This is a genomic window from Nocardia sp. NPDC060259 (assembly GCF_042728775.1).
GTDB lineage: Bacteria > Actinomycetota > Actinomycetes > Mycobacteriales > Mycobacteriaceae > Nocardia.
Genome location: NZ_JBHXAY010000028.1, coordinates 28,735 through 54,947, shown reverse-complemented (window position 1 = coordinate 54,947; position 26,213 = coordinate 28,735). Strand labels below are relative to the sequence as shown.

Genomic DNA, 26,213 nt, shown 5'->3' with positions numbered 1-26,213 from the left:
CTAACCATCACTTCGCATCCCATGCATCGATAATTTCCTGCGCGAGAGCCGCCCGAGGAGCCGCCATGTCGGCACCCCTACCTGCAGCCGCAGCTGCAGCATACGTATCCCTGACCGATTCCGCTTCTGCCCTGGACATAATTGAACGCAGCTCTTCGGCCGTCCTCGTGCCCTGCAGGGCCTTCAGTTGCTCCGCACTCGCCGGCCGATCACCCGCAGAACGCCCTTCCAACGCCCAAGTTAGCTCTTTGTTGGTCCGAGCGTTTTCGGCGGCAGCTGCACCAGCTCCGGCCGCCCCTGCGGCAGAAGCACCCGCTTCGGGCGCAGTAGTCGAAGGAGCTGGATCCTTCGCCGGCGCCGGCGGCGAGTCATCACTTCCGAAGACGTCGACCGACGGCAGATCCGGAACGTCAACCGGATTTTCGTACAGGTACATCCCGTAGCCGTACAGCAGCCCCGCACCAGCGAGACCAGCAGCGAGCGGAATTGCTAGGCACATGGGGCATTTTCCGCTGAGATCCAGCGTGTTTACCGGGTCGCCATTGACGTAGTCATAGCTGTTGGCTGAACCGCCCGGGACTGGATCGACTTGCAGGAACCTACCAAGGACAGGCAAGTATGTTCGCGCACCCATTTCCAGAGCCTGCTGGCTGGCAACGTGCTCGACGGGGACTGTGTGTTGCCCCAGCCAGCCGAAGTCCATCCCGCCTTCGGCAGTAGCCGGAATTGGTATATCACCGTAAGCGCCAGTGGTCGCGTCGATATTCTGGCCATACGGATCGTAGAGGCGGATCGCCCCAGTACGCGCTCCCGCGGCGTCGGCGGTGACCATGACGTCGCCGTGCATATTGGGATACGCCCAGTTGGCCCTGGTGTCGGAATAGTTCTTGGTCAGCAGTACACCGCCAGGGAGTTTCACCACTCGTTGGCGCAGCTTTCCTGCACTGTCAAGGATGAACTCGGGCCCACCTCCACTGGACGTGAATCCGTAACGGGTGACTTGGGCGGGATTGCTGCCATCCTTGACCGTCCGGACCGCAATGCGGTCGTGGATGTCGCGGGTGTAGGTCACAGTGCGTCCGGCAGCAGTTGATGTGGTCACGTGTCGGAGGGTTGAGTCGTATCCAAGCGTATCCGTGCCGACCGTGATTGTGTTGCCGTAATTGTCGTAAGTGAATGACAGTCCGGTTGCACCGTTGGTGGACAGCAGCCTATCGGCGGCGTCGTAGCAGTAGTTCGTAACGGTCGCCGGAGCTCCGTTAAAGCTGTCCGTGGAGGAGGTGCGGTTGGTGTTGAGACCCGCCGCCTTGTTGGGACCGCACCCATTATCGGCAGCGTAACCATAGGTCAGCTGGTGGAAAGGCACGTTCGCCGCGACCAGCCGTCCCATACCGTCGTAGGCATAGTTGAAGTTGTAGACGTTCTCGGGATTGGCAGTGTCGGTGATCTTTTCGTCGAGAATTCGCTGATCTCGGGATCTGATGACTGAACTGGTGACTTCGGACCCGGGTACTTTCCATGTCAAGGCGACCAGCGAGCCGGCTTCGCTACGTCCGACCGCAAGGCTGGATCCGTTTCCGTATGCGGCACTAGCGAGCTCTCCGGCTTGGTAGGCGGGCGTAGCCACTGTCTTGCCATCAAGTTCGACCCGCGTCAATCGAGAGGCATCGTTCCACAGGTACTTCATTGCAGAGCTGACGCCGTCGATCGTGGTGGTCTCGGTAGTCTTCCGACCTGCTAGGTCGTACCCGAATGCGGTTGTGACGCCGTTGGCGTCGACGTACGACACGACCTGTCGGTGCAGGTTTATTACAGTAGTCGTTGAACCACTGTTGTCTGAGACAGACTGCTTTCGCGGGTCACCGCTGACTGCATAGTTGTGAGTAACGGTGCGAGCCGGTTGACCTCCCATCGCAGGGTATGTCCGGGTGAGCTCTCGACCGCGGGCATCGTAGGTGACGCACGACCACGGCTCATTGTTCATACGTGAGGCAGCCACCCGACCCGCGGCCGTGTACACCGTTTCGACAGTATTCGGTGTGCCATTCGACGCCTTGACCGATCGAACGGTCTTGACTCTGCCGCCTTGATGGATCGCCGGAGAGTTGGAATCGCAAGGGTTCGTACGGGTTTCGGCGTCTCCGTAGTACTCGGATTCACCACGGGTATCGGTGTTGCTGATGTCGCCAGCAGGTAGCGATGCGGAAATCTGGCGGAGGAATCCCTCGCCTGGCTTCTCGTACTGCGTCCGGCTGGTCAGATTCAGGCCGCCGGGATCACCGGTTCTGATAGTCGAAAGTCCGAACACTGGGTCGATCCCGTTCGCGGGGTCAGAATATCCAGTCGAGACTCGTTGGCTCGGGGCACGTTCAGTTTCCCCTCCCGATGTGTTGTAGGTGATCTTATCTGTTACCAGACCGTATCGTGGAGCCAGAGATGCACCTGGAACCGTCACTGTTCCGGTGGAGCCGGGGGGAGACCAGGTGAAGTCGAGCCCGCCTGTGCCGCCAGAGCGGTTGTAGTAGTCCACCCGCACCTTGTGTCGGCTTCCGGCGACCTGGTTGGTGTAAGTACCCGACGTCGCGGTGGCAGGCTTATCGGTCCAACTGTCGACGATCAGGAACTCGTCGACCCACAACCGCACCCCGTCGACCGCGGTGAAGCCCAATTTGTAGTCACCAGCTTGTGCCAATTCGATCTCACCGGTGAAGCGAGCAGACCAACCGCCGCTGTTCGCCACTGGAGGCGCCGCACCCCAATCTTTGGACAGTCTTCCGTCGGCGACGCCTACTCCGGTTGCCCATTCTTTGGGTACGCCGACTAGGTACGGGTTGTCGTAATAGGCAGCCTCGAGTCCGGCGATATTACCGTCGTAGACGAGCTTCCTGTGCGGCATCGAGTTAGCACACTGTGCCGTCGGAACTGATCCGCTGAAGCAGGACGCCGGTGCCGGGCCGAACTGATCGGTGGGCCGGTCAGCGTGGTCGTAGACCACTGTGCTTCGGCGGCCGGCGGTGTCGATAGCGGCGGTCAGCTTATCTTTCGCGTTCCACTCTGACCGCATGGTGTCGCCGACTGCGTTGGTCGAGGTCAGTTGTCGACCGGCGTCATCCCAGGTAACTGTGTGATCGCCGTACGTGTCGAGACCAGCGACATCGACAACACCCTTCTTGTTCGCAATCTCGTAGCGGTAGAAGTGCGCTGGGCGAGAGGCCATGTCTCGACCATGATGAGTTGGTCCGGTCACGCTGATAGCCCGCGAATGTGGAGGCCGCGTGCCCGATGTGTCGTCGTAGAATGCGTCGTACTCGATGGTGGTACGTTCGTAGCCGGGCACGATCGCACCGATCGCCCGCAAGTCGACCGCCAGTCTGTCGCGGATCTCGTTCAACGACCCGACGCTATTGATCGCCTGAAGCTTCTTCTCGGTGTCGCTACCGGCCTGGTCGTAGGTCAGCTTCGCAGCTTCCAGGTTCAGGTAGCTGTAGTCCTGGATCTCCGAGCCCGGGTTTTCGATCCGAGCCAGTGCCCCGACCATGTACCACAGGCGGGTTTCAGTGCCGTCCCAATATTCGATGCGGCACAGTTTCTGGGCCGGAGCATGATGCGAACCGGTAGGCCCTGATGCTCCGCCATAGCAGTTGTTGCTGTTGTCGGTGTTGTAGTGCAGCGTATGTGCCCGACCAGACACTGGGTCCTTGATCTGGGTCAACCGGGCCGGCGAACCGGCGTACAGGTACTGCAACGACGCGGGCTTCTTGCTGTCGTCGACCTTGGATACAGCAGCCAACGTTCCGTCGACGTTGAACACCGACACCACACCATCGACGGTGTGCGAGACACGACCACCGGGATCGATGGCCAAGACACCGTCCTCACCCGCAGGTGCGGCATAGCCGCCTTGGGAGATTTTGGTCCAGCCGTGCTTGCCTCCCGATAGATCAGTCAGCACAACCGAACCGTCCAAGACGTCGGCATAGACGTACTTGCTTCCCATCAGACCGAGGGTCCATCCGTTCGGCAGCGGGGAAGGATCCTGGGCAAAAAGCCATTCGGTGGTGACGATCCGCGGGTTCCAGTTGATCGACCGAGACGAAGCCGCTCCCGTGGTCGATTTCGCCCACAGCACCATCTGAGGCTTCTCGGTGCTGTTGTGATACAGCTCGACCTTCAACGGGACCCGCTCGCCCGCGCTCAGCGACACATCGGTCGCCTGCTTGGCGGTCGCATTCGAGAATGTCGAGTCGACAGCTGATTTGGTTGCTCTGTCGTAGGCGAGGGTGTCGTTGACCCAGATCTTGGCGCCGTCGGCGTGGCTGCCGGCGAAACTGTAGTCACCGGTCACCGGTGCCTGGAAGTAGCCTTCCCACCGAATCACGAACCACTGCTTGTCCAACGCGGCCGGCATCGGATCTTCCTTCCACGGAAGATTCTCCGACACGTTCGACCAAACATTGCCCCAGTCCAGATTCACCTGCGCTTCACTGCGCACCATGACCGGCGTCGCGTCAGCGGCACCGTTGTGGTCAGCGTCGTTGAAGTACGAGGCGCGGACACCGTGGGAGTCGCCGCCCGAACGGGAGTTGTAAGCGAAAGTCACACCTGCTGACCCACCAAGTGCCTCGAAGACCGGGCCAGCAGCGGAGGTCATCACGTTGCCGTTGAACAGGTTCACCTTCACCGGGCCGAACTCGTCGGTCGGTGCCGGGCCAGGGTTGCCGATGCGCTTGTCCAGCTTGAAGTGTCGCACCCAATTCTGCGGCGACGGAGTCGGGGAGCCCGACGCGACCGTCCCTACCGTCCAGGTGTATCGGGCACCGTCGTGGAGCACGTCTTTCGGGACCGTCCACTTCGGGGTGGAAAGGCATCCGGAGTCGACGACGCTGCCGGAGCGGCCGTCGAAACCGCTCGAGATCTTGAAGCAATACTTGGTGCCCGACGGACCCGCACTGACTTCAAGAGTCGGCATGTCAGTCGAGACCACTGCATCCTCGGCAGGACCGACAGGATTGACCTGCGGCCCGGCCGGCGGAGGCGTCGTCCCGCCCTCGTCGGTGTAGTCGACAACCAACGCGGCCTGCAGCTGCTTGTAAGAGTAGGTGTTGGTCTCGGTACCGCCGAGCATCACCCAAAGATTCTTGTCCGTCGCGTTCACACGGTCACCGACAGCGGTCACCAAAGCCGAGGAGGCCAGTGATCCGTTCTCACCGATGCTGGCGGCGGCCAATTGAGTCCCGATCGCGCCGAAGCCGAGCGGGCTGTTGGCCTGGAACAGTTTCACTTCCGAGGCCGGCTTCTGCTCAGCCGCGGTCGAGGCCAGCTTCAGATCCATCCGCGCAGACGTGACAGTCTTACCCGCCAGCGGAGTCAGGTCGTAACGGACCGCGGAGCGCCAGAACGCGTTCTGGCCGAGGAAGTTACGGTTGTTGCCGGTGCGGATGCCGCAGCTGAAGCTGCACGGCAAGCCGCCTTGGTTGTAGGTTCTCGCTTCGGACTGCTGGCCGAAGTCCCACGTGTAGGTCGGGTCGACCACGATGGGGAACTTGCGGGCCTTGTCGTTAAGCCACTTCTTGTCCACCGACACCGTCAACTGCCAGTCATCGCCAGCACGCTTGATCTCATAGGAGCCACCGGTGATAGCCGGGCCCTTGCGGTCTTTGTCCTTGACCTTGGGATCGGTGAGATTTCCCGCCGAGTCCCAGACCTCGATCGGCGGCAGCGCCGCGACGACCTTGCCGGACTTGTCGGTGATCTTGACAACTTTGCCTTCGACCTTCGGAATCAGGTCACCGGCGTCGAGGGTGAACACCCATCGGCCCTCGCCGACCGCCGACTTGTTCTTGAGGACGATCGATTCCTTCACCGAGTCCGCCGTCATCTCATAGGTGACGTCGGTATTCGGCAAGGCGTTGGGATAGGTGGCCTTCGAGCCGTCGACCTTACGACCGGCTTTGCCGGCGCCGTCGAGCTTCAAGGTGACCGGGACTCCACCCTGGTTGACCTTGAACAACGCGGGATCGTCAGCGAACTCGGCCAACTCCACCGCGACCTCGGTCCTCGCGGCCCCGACTCGCTTGGAGTCCTTCTTGTCGACCAGGCGAGTGTCGACCGGGGCCCAGCCGCCCTTGCCGTCGGGCACACCCAACGGATCTTTCGATAGGACCAGGGTTTTCGTGCCGTTCGCGTTGGTGAACTCGATCGAGTTCTCGCTCCGCCCGGTCTCTTTCGATGTCTTCGGGTCGAAGGAACTCTTCGGTGACGGCTTACCGCCGCCTGCCAGCAGAGGCGTGAAATCCGCCTCCGGCGACGGCGGCTGTTTGTCTGGTGTTTTCGACTTCGCTTTCGACAGCATCAGCGGCATCGTCCGCGGGTCTTTGCCCTTCGGCGCAGCCTCCGCTCGCGGTGACACTGCCACTTGGGTCACTGCCGCGACGAACAGTAGGACCAATATGACCGACCACGCCACGGCGCTTCGGAATATCCATAAGAACGGTAACCAGCGCGCTAGCGCGGTGTCCCGATGACGAACCCTCATCACTCTCCACACACGAAAGCCCCACAGTCGGGGCACTTCAAAACAACGAACCCGAGCATCAGGCGGACAGGAATATGGGTTGGATTGCTCGCACGGCCTGGCAGAGCGATACAAAATTGGGTATGCCCGGATCGCACGGGCGGCCATTCGGCCCCGCGCAACCCGGGCGTCACCTACACACTCGCCAGCGACCGGCGACGACCTCCGTCGAGCTGGGACCTGAAGCTGCGCAAGCTCGTCACACCGCCCTGTCAGCAGCTGCCCGCACACCGCGCAGGCTCCACATCCAGGTCTTCTCCGGCCGAAGAAGACCCACACCCTCGACCGAATCATTGGTCGAGCACTCCGCTGACTCAGTCCATTCCCATCCATCAGCAGACCTCACATTGCCGCTGAAGACTCCACACTCACCAACGTCTCGAACTGCATGACATCCAGTCAGATAGACGACACACACCACCGCTGCATAAATGTCGCCATATACCGGCGACGCAGCGGACCCATCCAACAACCGCGGCCGCACAGGCGACCGGCGGCGGCGCTACGACCGTCCGAACGTCCTCACCTCGAGGGGTGCACGCGAGACGTGCCGGAGCACCGATTTCGGTGATCTACTTCGGGCAGCTGGGGTTGGTCGGGTCCGTGGTGCACATCGGGGCGCTGCCGCTACCAAGACCGGCACTTCCGGTGCTGACCGGGGTATCGGCGACGGTGTCGGCGTCGTCGCCATCACCGACGGTGATACCGAACGAGGACCCGGACCCGCCACTGCCGGTACCCAGCAGGGTGACCAGGTCGACCAGGTCCCCACTCGAACCGGTGCCGGCCGAGGCGGTGCCGGCCATACCCAGCATCAGGCCCGATGCCACCACGACGGCAGCACCGACCGCACGAAACTTGTTCACAGAATTTCTCCTCATCAGAACGTTCATCACGACTCAGGTCCCCACCGAAAGTCGCGGCCCGCGAACTAAATTCACGGCAGGGCAATTTGTATCACGCCGACTTGCCGATGACAAGCGACTTCACCGACTATTATTTTCCAATGCGGACCGACATAGATTTCTTCCCCAACTCCAGCATCAGGGCAGGTCTAGCTGGCCGCTCTCCCAATAGCGGAGTCGGCTGAACCCGTAGCGATCTTAATCGCTGAAATAGTTCGATTGCGCACGTGAAGCGCTTTCTCGGACATTTATCCGATGAAGCTGTTTCTATGCCCTATTGCCAGCGCTCGCGTCGAAAGCTCACCGAGAATTACTTGCGCCTGGCCTATCGATGTTCCTTTTGTGTCGACTATTTCACTTTGATGCGTAGGCGGATGCTGCCGCACGTATCTGGCGGACATAAGCATCGGAGTGGTTGTAGGCGAAGACAGCATCCCTCCAGCCGCGACCGGTAGACAAGTCCCCGCCGGAGGCACACAGGTAGCGACCTGCGGCCAGAGCCGCATCGTCGATGTTGTCCGCGCTCCCCAGAGATCCCTTCGACGTCCCGGGTTTGCCGTTGGCGAGGATCTTCTCCAACGACTTGTAGTCGATGTCAGCTCGCACGCCCCATCGCTTCCAGGTGTCGGGGATGAACTGGAACGGGCCCGCGGCCTGGGCATAGACCGTCTTGCCCGCCCGGCTCGTCGCCTCGGGATCGACGATCCGGGCATTGCCATTGGTCCCGTCGAGCGCGACACCACGGATCACCGGCCGAACCTGCCCGTCACCGGTGATCTTGGCTCCCCTGTGACGACCGTGATCGCTTTCCACCCGCGCGATGCCCGCCAGCGTCGTCCATCCGAGATGGCAATCAGGCTGGGTCTTCGCCAGAGCGACCGTTGCATATCCGTAGGCCTGCAATGCCCGTACCGGTATCCCAAGCTTCCCCGCTCGCTTGCTCGCCCAGTCCTGCAGCGCATCGGTGTGACGGTCTGCCGCCACCAACTCAATCGCGGGAATCTCATCTGTTACCGGCGCGGTGACGGTGCGGGAATCGCCCGGCGACTGGCCGCAGCCAGCGATAGCGCCAATCGCGATCGCCGCCACCAGCATTGACATTCCACCCCTCAGCCCGCGTCGCGCCGCTGATAAGGCGGTTGCCGGTACTGCACTTCCCCTCAATGCACTGCGGCGGGACCGATCACGCTGCTTCCGGTCGTCTACTTGCATGGCCGAGCCGTTGTCGTCGTGGCCGACTTTTTGGGCGTGGTGGGGCGTTGGGTTCGTGTCGTCGACGGCACACGAGTGGTCGTTGTCTTCGGTGTTGTTGTCGACTTCGGCTTGGTTTTCGAGGGCGTCGCGGTGCGGCACGAACTCGGCTTCGGTTTGGGGGTGGTCGTCTTCGTCGTGGGTGCCGTCGTTGTTTCAGCTGGAGCTTCCACGGTGACGGTCACCGTCGACGGGGCAACATCCGGATGTTGCGACCCACCTCCACCCCGCTCGGGCATGGTCACACTGCCGTTGAGCGACACATTCGGCCACTGCGAACCCGCCGGAGTCTCGGTCACAGTCGTCGGTTCCGAGGTCTCGGTCGCAGTATCTGTGACTGTCTCGGTCACCACCGGATCGTCGCTGCCGACTGGATCGATCGGTGCCGTCTCGGTAACGGTGACGGGCTCCGACGCTAGGGGGTCTTCGGTGGCGCCGTCGGTGCCGAGACCTCCCTCCGGCAGTGGAAGGTCGCTCGGGATTTCCGAGAAGGTGCTCGGCTCCGTCGTTTCGACTGTCGCGGTCTCGTCGTATCCGCCAGGTAGCAGTGCGGTGATGTCATCGAAGGACTGGGTTCCTGGTACTTCCTCCGACGACGCGGCGGCGTCGGTCACCGCGTCTGTGCTTTCGGTGTTGGTTCCTGTCGCGACCAGCACGCCGATCCCGGCGCAAACCACCGCTGCGGCCACTGCAGCGTAGGGCAGGTGCCGTCGAGCGCTGGCGGATTTGGCATAGCTGGCGAACCGTCGCCACTGTCGTGCAAGCGGTGACGCCGGCTCCTCGTCCGGGACGACCTCGGTGTCCGGCTCGTTGTCGAGCAATTGCTCGTCGTTCAAGTCGTCGGCATCGTCGGAGTCGTCCGAGTTCACGGGCATTCTGATGACTTCTGTCAGTTCGGGATCGGTGAAGGGATGGTCCCGATTGTCAGGTGGTGACACGTATATGTTGCTTTCTTTCAGTGACGAGACCTTCGGGCGGTTACGGCCTATGTAGACCTCGTAGTTGCCCTGCGGAGCAGATACTGGGCAAGCCTCGAGCGACATGGCGTCGCTGTGGCGCTAGCGATCACACCGCTGCGCCAGCGGATGCGCAGGTCTCAGATGCGCATGTCTCAGGAGCCGGTGACTGCCCCACGGATGATTCGACCGAAGAACCCGGTCACGGCATCTTCTGCGGAGCCGCTATCTTCTCCGTCGGCGGAACCGGTGTCGAACGAGCCTGATGAACCGGTGGTCGAGGAACCAGACAGTCCTGGCCCGGAGAACGACGATCCACTACGCGACGGGGTAGTTTCGTCTGACTGGTCGTTGTCTTCGATCTGCTCGTCGTCGGCGACGGCGTAGGGCGTGCCCGTCGGAATCGGCTGCGCTGCAGCACTGGTGGCTTGCAATGCGATCGCTCCGAAGATGGTGCCGGTCATCACGGCCGCACGGACAATCCTGCTGTTCTTCAATGTATTTCCCTTCATTCCTAATTGCTCAAGCGTCACAAGAACGCAAGTAGCTGACATATCCCACGATGTGGCCACGACCGCATAAAGAGTCAGACGCGTACAGCGGCATGTAACCGAATTCGCTCCGAGATGAGTGGGTGTTTTGATCCATCTCGACTGCACCAGCGATCCAAGACGATTCATCCGCGATCGACGGACTAACCCGCCCGGCAACGGACCATCCAAGTTCCGGTCACGGGTTCAGTCGCGCTGTCGCTAGCGATTCACCGGGATCGAGGTTCCGATCGACCCGTCGCTTCCGGCACCTTCAAGGTCGACGTTGCACTTCATAGCCAGGCTTGCCTAGCACCACCAGCAACGTAGCCCGCCTTCCAGCCCGGAATCTCCTGCCCGAGGAGTCCGCTAGCAGACGCGAAACCTGCTGCGGGCACTGATCCTTCGGCGCCACCGCCCCAGCCCGAATAGCCGCGCGTGCCCCCAACGCGATGAACACCATCGTCATCGAGCCAGGCACAGTGCTGCGGAACAGTCACGAACCGGGAACCAAGCGCGCCAACGCGCCACCCATCTCGAAGCCTCATCACACTCCACACACCAAACCCACAAGCAACATCCACACCCGGACATCACAAGAACGGGCGAAGCGTACACATTGGACAATGCGTTTCGCATGGCAAACAAAATCAGCACGGCACCCGAAACGTGATGTGCCTCACCTACACACCGAATGATTCATGCCTGCCGCGCGATCCAAGCAGTCATCCAGTAGCGACGCTCAGACGGCTCGATTCAGGACGAGCGAGTTCGCTGTTGACCGCGATTCTGGCGAAGAATGCCCGGCACTCAGGCAGCGAAAATGATTTATCTAGAACAGATTTCGCGACCTCCCTCCAGAGCCACGCGCCGCTTCAACCAGCAACTTCAGGCAGCGGCGGGCCGGCCGAACTCGATACGCGTACACGATCCTTCGGCACGGTCGCCCAGCACCTATCAATCAAGCGACCGCAGCGCGATCAAACCATGACATACATCACACAGCATTCTCTCAGGATGCACAGAGGCCACGGCTTGTCGTGGCTCGCAGATGACCACGGCTCGCTTCGGTCTTCGCACTGCCCGCCCCTCAGCACAGACACCGTGCGCTCGAATTCTCCTTCACTCGAGAAGGTTCGGGCAGGTGACGCCCGGTCATCACAACCCTGAGATCGGTCGATGCCGCTACTGACGAGAACATCCGAAGCCGCAGTCATCCAGCAAAGCTCCCCGATCGCCTGCTGATCAGCCCCAACAGCTAATCAAAGCGGCAAGTCCTGGTCCGCTCAACACAGCGGGAGCGGAAACAGTCGGCAGAAGTCGTCCTCGCCGGACGTTTCAGACCGAAAACCGCAGCACCGACCTGATCGAAGGGGTTGGAGTCCTCCGCGATCGCCACCACAGTATCCGGGGGTGATGACCACCAGGTCGGCCTCGGTTCCGGCGAGGTCGTCGTCTCGACCTGGCAGGACACAACCCGAGATCGATACACCGGAAACCCCAGAGGGTCCGGCCGCACTGCGTAACCAGCCGATCACCGTGCGCCCAGTATCGTCGATCCCGTCTCGATCGCCGCTGATCACCAGCATCGTGTCCCCTCCACACGCGCAGCACCGAAATAGCTACCGCCTCAACGGTATCCCGCAGCAATGACATGCAACGCTGCTCGACCACCGCTTGGCCCGCCGGACTCCTACAATGCGGGTCGACGCTCGCAGACTCAGTGCCCAATTGTCCAAACGCGACAATCGAGTCAACCGCAGCACACCCTCACTACAACGCTCCAGGAGCGACGGCAGAGGCCGGTGCCTCTGCGGAGTCCGGCTTTGACCGTGCCCGCAGGACGTCTCGGCGCCCACCTCCATCGTTTGGGTAGGCGCCGACATGTCCTTCGGCTCGGCATTGACAGGCGTGACTGCTGTCGGCCTGTGGAGCTTGGTCAGCTCTAGTCGGCCGTGGCCGTTCGGGATCCACAGTGCTAGTGGCACTCTTGGCGGAGCATTATCCGGTCGTTCGGCCATCGGTAGCGTGGGACCATGGTTGATCCGCCACGCACTGTCGTTCACCGCGAATGGACTGTGTACGACGGAGCGCCGTGGCTACAGGTCACCTGCAACGAGATCACCACCCCCGACGGTATCAACCGGTCCCATCACGCGATCCGGTTGAACACCGTCGCAACGGTGATCGCTGTCGACCAGCACGCACGGGTCCTGCTGATGCGCCGTCATCGCTGGATCGTGGACGCCGTCGGGTTCGAGTCGCCCGGTGGAATCGTCGAAACCGGTAAAGACCCGGCCGCATGCGCGCGGCGGGAGCTGTTGGAGGAAACAGGCTTCGAGGTCGGATCGTTGGATCTGATTGCCGACCTCGAACCGATGCCCGGACTGGTTCAAACCCGCCATCTGGTCTTCCTCGGACGCGATCCACGTCAGGTCGCGGAACCGACAGACGGCGAGGAGGCCAGCCAGCTGATGTGGATTCCCCTCACCCACACAGCAGACCTGCTCGCCCGCGGGGAACTCCTGGGCGCCGGAACCGCAGTGGGAATGCTCACCGCCGCCTCACTACTCGCCGGCACGTCACTGCTGACTCCAACACAGTCGCAGGTCGCAGCATTCGCCCATCATCGAACCTTGTCCGGCGAGTCCGACACCATGCGCGCATCCGACACAGGTCCAGGCGTCGAGGCGGGGACCTGATCCGTCGGTTCGCTCTCGCGGAGGGCTGACTCTGCGAGGATTGATGCGTGGCTAATCCGGTGAATCCTGCACAGTCCCTTGCCTTCTCCCCGATCGGAACACTGGGGCTGGAGCAGTTGGCTACCACGATCGGTGGTCGTGTGACGATCGTGTGTGGGTTCCCTGCCTCGGGCAAGACCACCGCCACCAGCGTGTTGTCGAGGTTGCTCAGCGCTGTCGTGCTCGACAAGGACCAATTCGCGCCCCGGCTCGAGGAATCGGTGATGGCCGAGTTGACCGGCAACCCCTACGACCGTGACAGTGAACTCTACCGGCGAGTCGTCTCACCCCACCTCTACCTCGCCCTCATCCAGCAGGCATTCACCATCGCCGAGCGGTGCCCAGTGGTAGTCGACGCACCATTCCTGGGATACATCCGAACCGCCGCGCAACGAGGCATCCGGCTGGCTGACTACGTCCGGTCAGTCGCCGATACATCCGACATCGCGATCCGCACCGTGTGGGTGGACACAGACACCGACCGGATCCGTGGCCGAATGCAGCGTCGCGGCGCCGAACGCGACGAGCCGAAACTCTCGGACTGGAACAGTTACCGCAACACGGTCCTGCACTCCGACCTCGCTGACGCCGGCCCGGCCGTGACCGACCACATCATCGCCAACTGAAACCGCCACCACCCCACCATCGCCAAGGACACCGATCTGTGCTCGACAACGCCCACCTGTCGAGGCTGCTGGAGACCTCGATCGACACCGTCGTCGACCTCGGTGCACGGCACTCCTGGACTCTGCACCGCGCGACCACCGGCAATGGTCAGCAGGTCTTCGTCAAAGCCGCCGCCGACTGCGGGCCCGTTTTCGCCGCGGAGGCCGCCGGCCTGCGCTGGCTCGCCACCGGCACCGAGTCGAGTCCCGTCGCCGAAGTTCTCGCCGTCGACGAGAAGATGCTCGTGCTGCCCTGGCTGGCGCCCCATGCCTCCACGGTCGAGGCAGCGCGACGATTCGGCCAGGATCTGGCGACTGTGCACTCCCACCCGGCCGAGGCCTTCGGCGCCGACTGGGACGGCTACATCGCCGACCTTGCGCTGGACAACACGCCCTCGACTCAGCCGTGGAGTACCTGGTACGCCGAAGCTCGACTGTTGCCCTACCTGCGTGACGGCCACCAGCACCTCGAACCCGCCGAGATCCGGCTGATCGAGGAGGTCATCGCCAGGATCGATTCCCTGGCCGGTTCCACGGAGCCACCGACCCGCATCCACGGCGATTTGTGGTCGGGCAATGTGGTGTGGAGTGGTGGGCGCGGCGTCTTGATCGACCCGGCAGCACACGCCGGTCACCGCGAAACCGATCTGGCGATGCTCGCACTGTTCGGTATCGACCACCTCGACCACATCCTCGACAGCTACACCGAGGCGATACCCCTGGCCGACGGCTGGCCCGACCGGATCCCCTTGCATCAGTTGCATCCACTGCTCGTGCACCTCGTGCTGTTCGGCGCCCGCTACCGCAGCGCGGTCGTCGAAGCCGCGACCGCCGCGCTGCGAGCTGGCTAGCTACCGTCTCACTCGGCGGCCGTGCAGACCCACCGACTCGAAAATCGCTGGCCACCACCAGGTGTTCGACGCCAGGATGCTGGCATGGCCAACGATGAGAGCACCGCCCAGCGGATCATCTGGCGCGACCTTCCCGAACAGGCACGCCGCGCGGTCGAGGCTCGCCTTGGTACGCGGGTGTGCTCAGCAGTGACTCAACCGGGCGGGTTCAGCCATGGCCTGGCGGCCAGGCTGTTCCTCGACAATGACCAGGTGGTGTTCGCGAAAGCTATCAACATCGACGACCCGCTCATCACGATGTACCGCACCGAAGCGACCACCGCCGCACGACTGCCCCCGCAGGTACCGGCACCGAAGATGCTGGCCACGATCGAGACCGACGGCTGGCTGATCACAATCTTCGAGAACATCAGCGGCTCGCACCCACGGATCGAGGACCCGGTCGAGCTCGCAGCGATGCTGGACGCTATCGAGCAAATGTCGCAGGCGCTCTCGCCGACCCCGCTGCTGGACGTGCCGAGTATCGACGACCTCTACGGAGCGAAACTGACAGGGTGGCGTCATTTCGCCGAACACGGCCCACCCACCGACCTCAACGACTGGTCACGACGCAACCTGGACCGGCTCGCCGACCTGGAAGGCACCTGGGCGGCGGCAGCCGCAGGAGATACGTTGCTGCACACCGACCTTCGCCCCGACAACATGCGATTGCGGCCAGAAGGAGCTGTGGCTGTCGTCGATTGGGCGTGGCCATGCACGGGGGCGGCGTGGGTCGATCTGGTCATGTTCGCACCAGCAATCGCCGACAAGGGCATCGATCCGGACCCGATCCTGGCGACCCACACCATCACCCGGAGCACCGACCCGGCTTCCATCAACGCTCTCCTCTGCGGGCTCACTGGCTACTGGGCGAACGCATGCCGTCAACCGTCACCTCCACGCGCACCCCACCTGCAGGAACACCGTGCCCGCGCCGAGCTCGTGACCACGCGCTGGTTGCAACGTCGACTCGGCTGGACCTGAAACCCGGTCAGCAGATTGCTGTTCTGCCTGGGGCAGGCGCCGTTGAGCCCCTGCCCCGGTACCGGGACGGCATCTCATTCGACAATGTGATGCAGGGCTCCGTGTACTCCAATCCGCTCAGACACACCACAGCAATTGAGCAGCAAAGTCGTTCAGATCACTGACTCGGAAATATGACACCGCTGCTGGCGGTGGGCCGGTTCTGCGATCCACCTATGGATACCCAGGATCAGAGCGCGACCTGATCGACCGCGGCCTGATCCCAGCTGGCTACCCCGACCCACTCGAAGCCCGAGTCCTGCTTGCCGCACTCGTCGCCGGCGGACACGACAAATCGGCGTTCCAGCAGGCGTTCTCCGTGGCCGGTGGCTTTAGAGCACCGAGAGGTGGCCATGGTCGTCGGCCTCTGTAAACGGGAGCTGCTGATGCGGGCACGGGAGCTCCAGCTCGGGTGTAGCCTCGGCACCGCCTTCGACCGCGGCGACAACTCCGACGAAGCGCTGAGGCAGCCTCCCACCTCAAGGGTGTGATTCTGGCGTACCCATCATCTGACACGAGGTTGTTGAACCGGCACCGCACCCACGTGCCGCGTTGTGCTTGGACGTCGACCTCGTAGGTCGCGCTGGACCAGTTCCTCCGTACCGGCATTACCTTGATGCAGTGTGGATTTGATATATGGAGCTCCGCGCCCCAGTGCATGGAGTTTCATGCCTGCTAGCCGAACGGCGTGCGAGTCAGCAACTCGGCAGGTGTCGACGATCGTGTGTCCGTGCATTGTGCGAGCGACCTCGTGCCAGTCGAGCTCTCTGTACTGAGGCCAGGCGGTGAGGATGACAACTATGTCTGCGTGGTTGATCGCCTGGTATGGATCTCCGAAAATCTGGAAGCCGAGATCGGCATTGGTCGCTAGGCATGGATCGTGTGCGCTGACGATCGCGCCAGCTTGGTGAAGTTGGTTGATTATCCGCAGCGCGGGAGAATCGCGGCAGTCGGTGGTGCCGACCTTGAAGGTGGCTCCGAGCGTAGCGATTCGTCGTCCGGTGAGTACTCCGAGCTGGCATTGAATCGACTCAATGACGTATTCGATGCGTTGGGTGTTGGTAGCTAGCGCTGCCTCGATCAGTGGTAGGCGGAGGCCTGCTGTAGCGGATTGGTGGATGAGCGAGGCGGTGTCTTTCGGCAAGCAGGGGCCGCCCCATCCTGGACCGGAGGTCAGGTGCCCGGCGCCTATGCGTGGGTCGGTTGTGAGCGTTCGTTCGATGTCATCGATGTCAGCTCCGAGGGCATCGCACATGGTTGCGATCGAGTTGATGAATGAGATCTTGGTTGCGAGAAAGGCGTTGGCGGCGTATTTGGCCAGTTCGGCGGAGGCCGGGTCGGTGACGATCATCGGGCATTCGAATGTGCGGTAGAGCCGCTGAAAGCGCTCGACGGCGACCGCGTCGTGTCCGCCGATCACGACGCGGTTCGGGCTGAGGAAGTCGTTGACTGCGTGGCCTTCGCGGAGGAACTCCGGATTGGCTATCAGCGCAATGCCCTTGCGGCCGAGGCGACTGTGCAGTTTGGAGTTGGTTCCGACGGGCACTGTGGACTTGATGGCGATGATGCTGTTCGGAGACAGCAGGTCTCGAAGGTCTGTGATGGCTTGTTCGATCGCACTGATGTCGGCGGACCCGTCGCTGCTCGCTGGCGTTGGTAGGCAAACGATGACGATCGAACTCCTTGTCACGGGTTCCAAGGTCGTGGTGAAGCTGATTTTTGCGGAGGTGATCGCTGTGACGAGCAGATCCTCAAGGCGGGGTTCGTCGAGATGCGCGTGGCCGGTGCTCAGTGCATGGACCAGTGCTGGGTCGTGGTCGACGCAGTCGACGGTATATCCGAGGTGTGCGAGGCAGACCGCGGTCGTGAGCCCGACGTATCCGGCGCCGAGGACCACGATGTGTTCGTTTCGGTCCATGATTGCTCAGATCTCTGGGAGGGTGCCGTTTGGGGTTACCGTGCGATGAGGACGGTGCGGCGAGTGTCGTCGATTTCGTCACCGCCGAAGCTGCCGTACATCTCGACTGCGCGAAATCCCGCTCGGTGGAGCAGATCCCGCAGTGCAGGACGCCGATAGAGACGGGTGATGCATGTTCGCGTCCAGTCGCCGCGGGTGTAGGTGTTGCGGGAGACCCCGTTGTCCCAGTCGAAGACCGCATCCTCGCGAACATCGTTGACGGTCACGGACTTGTATCCGTTTGGCTGTCCGTGGGCTTCGTTGGTGCGGGCGGCATTCTCGTAGGTTGTTAGCTCCATAACGAGGACACCGCCTGGGGCCAGGCCGGACTTCCACGCACGAAGTGCGTCGAGGTCCTCACTGGCTGTCGGCAGCGATCCGAAGCTGGTCCACAGATTGAACACGGCGTCGAACGGTCCGGACGGGATGTCACGCATATCGTTGAGGTGGAACGTTACGGATGGCCAGCGTTGGTGTGCGAGTGAGATCTGTGCGGGGGAACTGTCAACGCCTACCGCGTCGTAGCCCAGCTTGTGGAGCCGACCGGTATGGCGACCCCAACCGCAGGGGACATCGAGGACGCGGCTACCTACCGGAAGTTTGGTCAGCGCAAGGATCGCATCGACATCGGCGTCGGTTGTGTCGTACTTGCCGAGCCGCCGAAATGTTTCTTCGTAGCCGTCGTCGAAGAACGAGCTTGCCCAGTCCTGCCTGGTCATGAGTTCGACTCTGTCGCGTGGTGCCAGTAGGTGTCGGTGTTCAAGATCTCGGCTGCCCACTGGTAGTGGCCCGTGGTGTTGAGTGGAGTGTCCGGTTCCGGGTAGAGATCGCAGGTGAGCAGCGCGTTTACGAGCAGGTATGTGTAGAGGTCGTGGCGGCGTTCGGCGGACAGGTCGCTGGCTGCTGTGTTCAGCAATCGGTCGCGGGTAGCGGTCCGGTCGTGTTCGTACATGCGGTAGAACGATGCTGCGGTGGCGGTGTCGTAGAGGGGGTCGCCGATCATGGTGAAGGTGCCGAAGTCGATCAGTCCGCTCACGGTGTCCTCGTCGTGCATGAGGATGTTGCCGGGGTAGATGTCGCCGTGGATGACCCCTTCCGGGCCCCGGTATTGGCTGGCGAGGCGCGCCAGCACCTGGTCGGCGCGGTCATCGATGCCGGATAGATCGTGTCGGAGGGCGGGCAGGACCCGATGCAGCTTGGCTGTGACTGTGGCGGTGAGGAATTCATTCCATCCTGACGGGGCAGACGGTTCGGCCGGTGAGGCTAGAAGCATCCGTCGCTGCAGCGGCGGGTCGAGTGTGACTGTGCCCAGTTCCGCGACAGTTTTCAGGTACAGCGATTCCAGTGTTGGGTTCGATGATGTGGTGAAGGCTTCCATGGGTTGGCCGGGGATGCGCTGCTCGATGACGGCCAGCAGTTCACCGTGTTCGGTGATGCTGTGGATGTGAGGTAGCTGCCAGCTGATGTCGGGCGCGGAGAGCCTGCTGTAGAAGTCCTGCAGGGTGTTCAGGGCGTCTCGTTGGGCGGGATCTGCATATATCTTGAGGACGCGGTCGTCGTCTAGTGTGTAGGTCCTGGACTCCGTACCCATCCCCAGCGGCTCGGTGCCAGCGAGGCCGAAGGCCTTGAGCAGTTCTTGCTCGGCGTGCTCGGTGATGTCGCGGGAGTCGCGGCGATTGACAATCACAGGGCTGTACCTTCCGGTGAGGTGGTCTGGGCCAGGACATGGAGCAGTCGTTTGTGCAGCGTGGGAGAGCGTGCCGCGACAAGGTAGCCGAAATCGACGGTGGTGCCGTGCGGATGGATTCGGTTGCCGAACTCGTCGCTGATCACTCCACGCGATGCAGATATCAGGTGTGCTGGGGCGGCGATGTCCCAGGTGGCGTGCCCACACATTTCGACGATCGCGCCAGCTGCGTGGCCGCGGGCGACGTCGACAAGGGTTCGGGTGGACTCGAAGCGGTCGATCTCGTAGGGGTGCATTCCTCCGATTGCTTCCCTGATATTCGGAAGGTCGCAGTAGACGGCGTGGACGGCGAGCTGTTCTGGGGGCGAGTCGGGCGCGGTGAATGTCGCCTGCTCGTGGTCGGCGACGGCCAGGATCGACTCGGACGGAAAAGCCGCGACGGAGAGCACGGGTTCGTCGTCGACCCAGCCACTGACCAGGACAGCGAAGTCGCTATGGCCGGCGAGGTACAGGTTGGTGCCATCGAGCGGGTCGACGAACCATACGTTGGTGCCGGGACGGCACTGGGTAGCGGTGTCCTCCTCGGCCAGGATTACCGCGCCGGGCTGTGTTGAGGCGATCGCGGCGACCAGTATGGTTTGGCTGGCGAGGTCCGCACTGGACACTGGTGTCCCATCCGTTTTGGTTGCCGATGCAGGGGCAAAGCCGGTGAGTCGTGGCCATCGGGCAAGCAGCTCGTCGGATGCTCGCGAGACTGCGTCGATGATCCGATCTTTCGCGCCCTGGGAAAGTACCCGATCGGTTGGGTTCGGTGTTGTCATCGTGTCCTCGGATCGGTCAATGTGGCCGTGACGCGTTGCGCCCAGGCTGACCAGTGAAAGGCGGGATCGAATCGCGGTCGCGCTTTGGGTGCGCGGTAGTGGAACTCCAGCGCGGCGGTCAGCAGTTCGACTTCGTTTCCGCCGACCGGAATGTGTGTCAGATTGGTGCGGGGCCGGCCTGGGTGGAATGTGGGAATGTCGGTGAGGATTGCCGACCGGTGGTGGGCTAGCAGAGTTGACACCGGACCGGAGCTCTCACCTAGCCATGGACCGCGTAGCTGGACCGCGCAGTCGACGCTGAGCAGCAACTCGGTGAAGTCTGTGGCATCGGGATGATCGATATGGCGGATCGACGCGTCTGCGGGGATGCTGACGGCGTACTGGGCTGCCCCGACCAGGAGCAGTAATGCGTCGTCGGGACGTTCGGCCCATGCCTGCCATGCGGCAAGCAGGACCTCGATCCTCTTGTATTCCCCTAGATATCCGAAGGATCCGAAGACGACTGTCTGTGGGCAAATCCCGTATCGGGAGCGCACGTCTGGGTCTGTTGTCACCGTGATCGGCGTGACGGGGAACGGGATGACCTCGATTCGGGCACGGGGGTGTGCACACTTGAGGAGTTCTGCGACGCGCTGGTGGTGAACGAGGACGCAGGTCGCGGCATCGAGGACCAGCGTTTCGATCCGGGCGTCGATGCTGTACGGGTCGATTCCGGGGTTGGCCCTCCAGAAAGCTTCGAGTGCATCTCCGTCGGCGATCTCGGTCCCGAGCGCTGTGGACAACAGTGCCAACACCTGGCGTTGTCGGTGTTCGGGCAACCGTTCCCAGGCTTGGTAGTAGTAGTTGAGGATATTGATTTCATGTAGCAGGACAGGACCTGGTCGTTGCGCCAGAGCTTGGAACGCATCGTGGTGCAGGTCGTTATTACCCAGGTGATACAAGACCTGATCGAACTGATCCGGATCGGTGCCGTGTTCAGCGTGCATTGGGTGCCACATGCGTTCGAGCACGGGTAGCGACGAGGCGATGTAGCTGGCGACGCCGCTGGGCTGGCCCGGGTGGGGGCCCCAAACACCGAGTGTGGGACGGACGCTCACGATCGCGGCTCCCGAGCGCTGGCACGTGCTGCGATGACCTCGTGGTAGACGGCGACCGTATCGGTTACCGCGCGCTCGACGCTGAAGACCGTTCGCGCACGCCTTCTTGCCTTTGCGCCGATGCCTAGCCGCTGAACAGGGTCTTCGACGAGGGTGTCCAATGCTGCAGCGAACTTAGTCGGATCGGTGGTATCGAGGAGCAGGCCGGTGTCGTGGGTGAGCACCTCGTTCAGGCCGGCGGTGTCGGTGGCGACGACCGGCAACCCAGCATGCATGGCTTCGATACACGCCAGGCCGAGTCCTTCGACCGAACTGGGCTGTGTGGCGATGTCACTGGCCGCCCACACAGCGTCGCGCACAGAATCCGAGCATTCGGCGAGCAACGTCACATGTTGGTGCAGCCCGTGTTCGTTGATCCGTGTCCGCAACTCGGACAGGTAGCTGGTGTCGGCGCTGTTGCACGAACCGACCATGAGCAGTCGTGCCCGGTCGCGGTGACGCATCTCTAGAAATGCATCGAGCAGCCGATGTTGACCTTTGCGCGGCTTGAAACGTCCGATCAAGCAGATCAAGACGCCGTCTTCGGGAACATGGGCGCGGCTGCGCACATCGCTGCGGGAAGCCTGGTGGTGGATGGGAGGGGCGGTAACCCCGTGGTAGACGATTCGCACCTGCTCGGTTGAGTACCCGAATGAAGTGGCCTGCGCCGCGAATGCCTGGCTTCCAGCCACGACCCGATCTGGGGCGCATGCACGAAAAACGAAACGGCTGCGTTCAGTTCCGCCGGGTTCAGCCGCGGGCTCGGTCTCGTGGAACGAGGCCACCAGCGGCGCGCGTTTGTCGAGACCGGCCATGGACGCCAGCAGTAGCGCCGCCTGTGTATGGGTGTGCACGACGTCGAAGTCGAGCCCATTTGTCAGAGCCGTGATATCGGTGAGGACACTGAACAGCGCGGCTTCCCAAGGAACAGAGTTGGCCACTGGTGAGTGCAGCAGCGCGCCGCCGCGCAGGACCCGTACACCGTTCTCCATGGCGTTCATCGGTTGGTCCCAGGCATCTCGATTGGTCACAACGGTTACTTCGTGGTCACGGGCGAGGTGTTCGGCCATCGTGGTGATGTAGGTTTCCAGGCCGCCGAGGCGGGGGCGATAAGTTGTGCTGATCAGCAGAATCTTCATGCCGCACACGTCTTTTCAATCAGAGCAGGCAAGACGCCGAGGGTGCCGATGACCGGCACCGGTAGCGGCGGACGGTAGACGCTGTGGCGATCGTAGAGAACCGGATGCCCGATGCCTGCCAGAGCGGCGCCGAACATATCGTTGACCAGACCGTCCCCGACGAACCATGTCTGCGCGGGGTGGACTCCGAGTTCGGTGAGCGCAACGTCGAAGATCTTGCGATTCGGCTTCTCGCAGCCGACGACCGTCGAGTCCAGCATCAGAGCGAAGTACCTGTCGAGACCGAATCGCGCGAGTTCCTCCGTCAGGGTTCCATCTGAGTTCGATACAGCGGCCAGCGCGATTCCCCCCTCACACAACGATTTCAGAACCGTAACGGCATCATCGTCCAGATCGCGGTACAGATCAGGCCGCGCTGCGGAGGCCAACCACGCCTCGGCCGCGAGGTCGACTCGCTGCCCGAGCAGTTGGGCCCACGTCTGGGCAACGTGTTGAGCACGGGTCGGCGTTGCCGGGAAGTCCAGGTGATGCGATTCTGCTGCTGCAGCCCAGGCGATTTCGGCCCGCTGCGGGGTAACCGCGGTGACACCGCGGGCACGGAGTTCATCGACCATGACTTCCCCGCTCGGATGGATCAAGGTCATGCCGATGTCGAACAGGACCGCCGCGGGCGTCGAGCAGGCCGCCATCACAGGATCTCCACGAATCGCTGGTGCAACAGCGGTGCGGTTCCACGGCACATCGCCACATACGCGCTCCGGATGCAGCTCCCGAGCTCGGAGCTGGGGGTCGGGATTCCGTCGATCTCGCTGACGACGCGGACCTCGTCGAGGGTGCCTGCGAGAAAGACCTCTTGCGCGGTGTGAAGGTTCTCCGCGGTCAGCGACTTCTCCACCACTGACAGGCCCAGTTCGCGTTCGGTCAGGCCGATCACAGCCGCACGGGTGATCCCTTCGAGCAAACCATCTGAGAGCGGAGGAGTCACCAAAACGCCATCCGAGACGGCGAACACAGCAGCACCAGGAGTCTCCGAAACCATGCCGTCGGTGTTGAGCAGTATGGCTTCCTCCGCGCCGGCATCGAGGGCTTCGATACGAGCTTGCCGGAATGCCGTGTAAGCCGCTCCGGTCTTGGCCCGGGTCGGTAGCGCCGAATCCGGGATTCGGCGCCAGCGGCTGACGACACACCGAATCGTGCTATCACTACTCGGGTCGGCTCGATGGCAGGCGATGAACTCACCAGTGGACATCGAGGTCGCCGATGCTGTGTAACGCCCGTTGTCGACGTACACGGTCGGTCGCAGATAGAGATCTGTACCCGGCACACCGCACACCGCGACCAAATCGCGGATCGCTGCGCGCATTCGTTCGGCTAGACCGCGATCGACCGGGATGTGCATCAGAGCAGCCGAATTGGCGAGCCGACGCAGATGCGACTCCAGTTCGATCACCGCCCACCGTTCGGTGCCCGGTTGCCAGTAGGCGCGGATCCCTTCGAAGACGTTGATCCCGCGAAGTGCGGTCTCCGACGTCACATGCAGACGCGCCTGCGGCCAGGCAGTAACAGTGCCGTTCCACCAAATCCAGTCTGGAGCAGACTCATACACGAGCTGCCACCGATGCCTCGAGCTCTCGCACAGCAACCCGCTGTGTACCGAACAGCGTGTCGAGAAGGACGGGGAGATAGTCCACCACGGGTTCGCTCACAGTCTTCCCGCTTGGGCTCGGTACCAACTCAAGCACGGCCGCGAACTCCGAGTGTTTTGCTTGCTCAGCACGTACACGCGAGAAGGCCGCTGCGGCATCTGTTGTGCAGACATTGGTGGAGTAGACGACACCGATGTCACCGACTCCACCAGTTTTCACTGCCCACAATCGGATCGCTGGCGGGGGCATTCCTACCTCTTCAGCAAACTCCCTGATCGCATGGTTTCGCAACGTCCCCTCAACGAACTCCTCGTCATTGGGAGGCTCGGCGTTGCCGCCGGGAAGTTGGATGCGCCCGGGGCTACTGGTGGTGTCGGCCATCCTGCCGACCAGGATCCCACCGTTCTCGGTGCGCGCGACTGTCGCGACGTAGATCGTTCGGGCGTACGGGCGATGTTCGGAGGATCCTGGAGCCTGCCGCCATAGGTAGTGCGCATAGTCGCTGCGAAACCATTGCAGATCGCAGCCCGCCTCCTCGAACCGGATCCCTGCTGCGGCCACCAGCGGACCGTTGAACAATGTCGGGTTGTCCAGGACACGGTGAGTCCAGTACTCGTCGACCTCGGTCGTCACGGCGGGATCAGCGCGCGGAGGTTCAGCGGCTTTCAGCCGCAGCCAGTCGACCTCGGTGAATCCAACAGCGGTCACGCATCCACCCCTTCCGCTACCGCGCACCCCAGTTGGGTGGCAAGTTCTTGCAGAGCCGAACTGGCTGGACGGCGGCACAGCACCTCGTTATCGCGTATGCCCTCAATCGGGTAGGCAACGAACCGATCGCCTTCCCAGAAACCTTCCGGGTCGAGATAGAACACTTTCAATCCTCGCGCTCGTGCCCGGGCTTGAACGCGACGTCGGTCAGCGTGACTGCCGATGACGAGCAGCGAGCGGGTTTCGGGCAGCCACGGCACCTCGGGCACGGCTTCGTCGTAGCGGCGTACGTAGCACTGTCCGAGACCGGCGCGCACCGCCAGGCCGTCGAAGTTGTTGGTGATCACCGGCCCCACCATGTGTCCAGCGTCAGCCAAGGACCTCAACGCGTGATGACCCGCTGTCGGTTCAGCTGACAGACATCGAGAGAACATTTCGGTCAGGACGGTCATCGCCGCCTCGGGAGCACGTACAAGCCAGGTGGCGAAACCATCTTTGCCTGGGCTGAATACGAAGGCACCGGTGCTGCGGTCGGTGACCTGATAGATCTCGTGTAGACGGTGGAGCGCCGGCACCGATGCCTCGACGGACATGCCGCATCCGAGTTCTACCTGGAACGGCAGGTGCTGCGTGAGCTCGCCCAGGTCAGGCACCACGTGCGGCTCACCCCGGCGGTCCTTCGCCCTCATCCCACCGGCCAGCACCTGCCACGGCAACGCGATCAATGCCGCGTCCGGGATGAAATGGCTCGAACGGATGACAATGTCATGGCAACCGTAGCCCACAGGAAGAGTCCTGCCATGGTGAACGTCCTGAGGATGCACCTCAGCCTCAACCACCTCGCAGACAAGATCACCGTGCGCCCAGCGACCCTGTCCCTCCTTGGACCAGCCGCCTGCGATCAGTGCGGCGTCGACGGCCGTTATTCGCTGCCGCAGCTCGGGCTTGGGCAACGCCACTGACATCATGAGGTAGAAGTCATGCAGCAACAGCGAACCGCCCTCGACGCAGAAGCGGTATCGGTAGTGGAGAATCCGGCGGCGGGCATCGTTCGGGTGCTGCCAGCCCGATTCTGAGGCATTGTCTGCGCCTTGCGTACGCCGCCACAGTCCTTCCTCGACATCCCAGTCTCGGTCGATTTCGTTGAGGTAGTAGGTGTTCCATCGCTGCAAGAGCCGTGGACTGAGTTCGGCAACCCTATACGGAAAACGCATGACTCTCCTTGCGCTGTGGGAGCCGGTAGGCAATCGCGCTCACCCCTGCAATGGGTGCTGCGGCCTCCAGCACTCGGTTCACTTCTGCCGGGGGTTGGCTAGGCGGGCTCGTCGACGCCATGGACAACTGCCTGCTTCGCCGCCAGTCAGAGCTACGCGGGATCTGGCTGGCCCCGCAGGTCAGAAACAGTTGAGCGAGCCGTCAGGTAGTCGCCGGCGGTCGGATGAGTGGGATCAAGAGCTCGGACGCTGTCCGACTAGCTAGATCCAGGCTGGCATGAGCTGCCGCCAGGCGACCACGGGCTGCTGTCCTAGTCTTGCTCTAATCTCGTGATCGATTGGCTACCGATAGTTTTCGATGGCCGCGAGC

General features: G+C 62.5%; 20 protein-coding genes. 4 read left to right on the top strand and 16 right to left on the bottom strand.

The genetic code is table 11. The annotated features are described in order from the left end of the window. Positions 1-7 precede the first annotated feature (7 nt). The 5 genes from ACFWF2_RS13975 to ACFWF2_RS13955 all read right to left on the bottom strand — a co-directional run bounded on the left by ACFWF2_RS13975 (position 8) and on the right by ACFWF2_RS13955 (position 10,219). Entirely contained in the window at positions 8-6,361 is a 6,354-nt protein-coding gene (locus ACFWF2_RS13975) for a PA14 domain-containing protein (protein ID WP_379307841.1), read from the bottom strand. A gap of 785 nt (positions 6,362-7,146) precedes the next feature. Further along, a complete protein-coding gene (locus ACFWF2_RS13970) occupies positions 7,147-7,440 on the bottom strand; it encodes a hypothetical protein (RefSeq protein WP_379307840.1) in 294 nt (97 codons plus the stop codon). A 393-nt stretch (positions 7,441-7,833) separates the two neighbouring features. Then, positions 7,834-8,574: a murein transglycosylase gene (locus ACFWF2_RS13965; RefSeq protein WP_379307839.1), complete on the bottom strand. Its 741-nt coding sequence runs from the start codon at positions 8,572-8,574 to the stop codon at positions 7,834-7,836. Positions 8,575-8,681: 107 nt separating this feature from the next. Then, entirely contained in the window at positions 8,682-9,773 is a 1,092-nt protein-coding gene (locus ACFWF2_RS13960; protein ID WP_379307838.1) for a hypothetical protein, read from the bottom strand. A 68-nt stretch (positions 9,774-9,841) separates the two neighbouring features. Further along, positions 9,842-10,219 carry a hypothetical protein gene (locus tag ACFWF2_RS13955; RefSeq protein WP_379307837.1) on the bottom strand — a complete coding sequence of 126 codons (378 nt, stop codon included), beginning with the start codon at positions 10,217-10,219 and terminating at the stop codon, positions 9,842-9,844. A gap of 2,033 nt (positions 10,220-12,252) precedes the next feature. On the opposite strand from ACFWF2_RS13955, the gene ACFWF2_RS13950 reads away from it, so the two are divergent. The 4 genes from ACFWF2_RS13950 (at position 12,253) to ACFWF2_RS13935 (ending at position 15,496) form a co-directional block, all read left to right on the top strand. Further along, the gene (locus tag ACFWF2_RS13950) at positions 12,253-12,918 is read left to right on the top strand and encodes an NUDIX hydrolase (protein ID WP_379307836.1); all 666 of its coding nucleotides are present in this window, start codon (positions 12,253-12,255) and stop codon (positions 12,916-12,918) included. A 47-nt stretch (positions 12,919-12,965) separates the two neighbouring features. Further along, positions 12,966-13,583 carry an AAA family ATPase gene (locus ACFWF2_RS13945; RefSeq protein WP_379307835.1) on the top strand — a complete coding sequence of 206 codons (618 nt, stop codon included), beginning with the start codon at positions 12,966-12,968 and terminating at the stop codon, positions 13,581-13,583. A gap of 38 nt (positions 13,584-13,621) precedes the next feature. Continuing rightward, on the top strand, positions 13,622-14,473 hold the full coding sequence (locus tag ACFWF2_RS13940; protein ID WP_379307834.1) for a fructosamine kinase family protein: 852 nt from the start codon (positions 13,622-13,624) through the stop codon (positions 14,471-14,473). 84 nt (positions 14,474-14,557) lie between these two features. Next, positions 14,558-15,496: a hypothetical protein gene (locus ACFWF2_RS13935; RefSeq protein WP_379307833.1), complete on the top strand. Its 939-nt coding sequence runs from the start codon at positions 14,558-14,560 to the stop codon at positions 15,494-15,496. A gap of 229 nt (positions 15,497-15,725) precedes the next feature. Here ACFWF2_RS13935 and ACFWF2_RS13930 read toward each other — a convergent pair whose 3' ends face one another. The 11 genes from ACFWF2_RS13930 to ACFWF2_RS13880 form a co-directional block, all read right to left on the bottom strand. Beyond that, the gene (locus ACFWF2_RS13930) at positions 15,726-15,890 is read right to left on the bottom strand and encodes a hypothetical protein (RefSeq protein ID WP_379307832.1); all 165 of its coding nucleotides are present in this window, start codon (positions 15,888-15,890) and stop codon (positions 15,726-15,728) included. A gap of 150 nt (positions 15,891-16,040) precedes the next feature. After that, a complete protein-coding gene (locus ACFWF2_RS13925) occupies positions 16,041-17,453 on the bottom strand; it encodes a UDP-glucose dehydrogenase family protein (protein WP_379307831.1) in 1,413 nt (470 codons plus the stop codon). A gap of 35 nt (positions 17,454-17,488) precedes the next feature. Next, positions 17,489-18,211, bottom strand: a complete 723-nt coding sequence (locus ACFWF2_RS13920) for a class I SAM-dependent methyltransferase (RefSeq protein WP_379307830.1) — start codon at positions 18,209-18,211, stop codon at positions 17,489-17,491. Beyond that, the gene (locus ACFWF2_RS13915; protein WP_379307829.1) at positions 18,208-19,179 is read right to left on the bottom strand and encodes a phosphotransferase enzyme family protein; all 972 of its coding nucleotides are present in this window, start codon (positions 19,177-19,179) and stop codon (positions 18,208-18,210) included. Before ACFWF2_RS13915 ends, ACFWF2_RS13920 begins: the two co-directional genes overlap by 4 nt. Further along, positions 19,176-20,000: an inositol monophosphatase family protein gene (locus tag ACFWF2_RS13910; protein ID WP_379307828.1), complete on the bottom strand. Its 825-nt coding sequence runs from the start codon at positions 19,998-20,000 to the stop codon at positions 19,176-19,178. Before ACFWF2_RS13910 ends, ACFWF2_RS13915 begins: the two co-directional genes overlap by 4 nt. Continuing rightward, complete coding sequence (locus tag ACFWF2_RS13905) at positions 19,997-21,097, bottom strand: hypothetical protein (protein WP_379307827.1); 1,101 nt, start codon at positions 21,095-21,097, stop codon at positions 19,997-19,999. The genes ACFWF2_RS13910 and ACFWF2_RS13905 overlap by 4 nt, the downstream gene beginning before the upstream one ends. Then, entirely contained in the window at positions 21,094-22,275 is a 1,182-nt protein-coding gene (locus ACFWF2_RS13900; RefSeq protein WP_379307826.1) for a glycosyltransferase family 4 protein, read from the bottom strand. The genes ACFWF2_RS13905 and ACFWF2_RS13900 overlap by 4 nt, the downstream gene beginning before the upstream one ends. Beyond that, positions 22,272-22,964: an HAD family hydrolase gene (locus ACFWF2_RS13895; RefSeq protein ID WP_379307825.1), complete on the bottom strand. Its 693-nt coding sequence runs from the start codon at positions 22,962-22,964 to the stop codon at positions 22,272-22,274. Before ACFWF2_RS13895 ends, ACFWF2_RS13900 begins: the two co-directional genes overlap by 4 nt. Next, the gene (locus tag ACFWF2_RS13890) at positions 22,964-23,881 is read right to left on the bottom strand and encodes an aminotransferase class IV (RefSeq protein WP_379307824.1); all 918 of its coding nucleotides are present in this window, start codon (positions 23,879-23,881) and stop codon (positions 22,964-22,966) included. Before ACFWF2_RS13890 ends, ACFWF2_RS13895 begins: the two co-directional genes overlap by 1 nt. After that, positions 23,874-24,629: an NUDIX hydrolase gene (locus tag ACFWF2_RS13885; protein ID WP_379307823.1), complete on the bottom strand. Its 756-nt coding sequence runs from the start codon at positions 24,627-24,629 to the stop codon at positions 23,874-23,876. The genes ACFWF2_RS13890 and ACFWF2_RS13885 overlap by 8 nt, the downstream gene beginning before the upstream one ends. Further along, the gene (locus ACFWF2_RS13880) at positions 24,626-25,843 is read right to left on the bottom strand and encodes a hypothetical protein (protein ID WP_379307822.1); all 1,218 of its coding nucleotides are present in this window, start codon (positions 25,841-25,843) and stop codon (positions 24,626-24,628) included. The genes ACFWF2_RS13885 and ACFWF2_RS13880 overlap by 4 nt, the downstream gene beginning before the upstream one ends. Positions 25,844-26,213 lie beyond the last annotated feature (370 nt).